The following is a 703-nucleotide window of genomic DNA, read 5'->3' on the forward strand; positions in this document are numbered from 1 at the left end:
GCGGACGGCCTCGCCGTCGGGCGGAGCGGCTCCCGCCGGTCCGCGGTCGCCGACGACATCGGCGTCGCGCTCGCCTCCGGCCGCGTCACCGCGCTCACCGGCCCGAACGGCGGCGGCAAGAGCACGCTCGCGCTGACGCTGGGCGGCCTGTTGCGTCCACTGTCCGGAGGGGTCGTCGCGGGGCCGACCCTCGCTGACGGGCTCGGCGCCGATCCCGCGGCCTGGCGCTCGCGCGAGCTCGCCGCCCGGATCGGCACCGTCTTCCAGGACCCCGAGCACCAGTTCCTCGCCGCAACCGTGCGGGCGGAGCTCGAGGTCGGCCCGCGGGCCGTGGGCATGGATCCCGCCGACGCCGCCCGCCGCGTCGACGAGCTGCTCGTGCGCCTGCGCCTCGACGGCCTCGCGCAGGCCAACCCCTTCACCCTCTCCGGCGGGGAGAAGCGGCGCCTGTCGGTGGCGACCGCCCTCGCCACCGCACCGCGCCTCCTCGTCCTCGACGAGCCGACGTTCGGGCAGGACGCCCGCACCTGGGCCGAGCTCGTCGCGCTCCTCGCCGACCTCGTCGACCGCGAGGGCGTGGGCGTCCTGGCGGTCACCCACGACGCCGACCTGGTGCGCGCGCTGGCCGACGACGTCCTGCGCCTCGACGCCGTCCCGGGCCGGGCCGGGCGGCTGGAGGCCGTGCGATGAGCGCCGCCCCGTC

The 703-nt window shown here is 78.4% G+C and carries 1 protein-coding gene; it reads left to right on the plus strand.

The window, feature by feature from the left end; genetic code table 11:
* Positions 1-690: ABC transporter ATP-binding protein (locus DZG00_RS16145; protein ID WP_147360099.1), on the plus strand; the 690-nt coding region annotated here is incomplete at its 5' end.
* Positions 691-703 lie beyond the last annotated feature (13 nt).

It is taken from the genome of Clavibacter lycopersici (genome assembly GCF_003576405.1).
GTDB lineage: Bacteria > Actinomycetota > Actinomycetes > Actinomycetales > Microbacteriaceae > Clavibacter > Clavibacter lycopersici.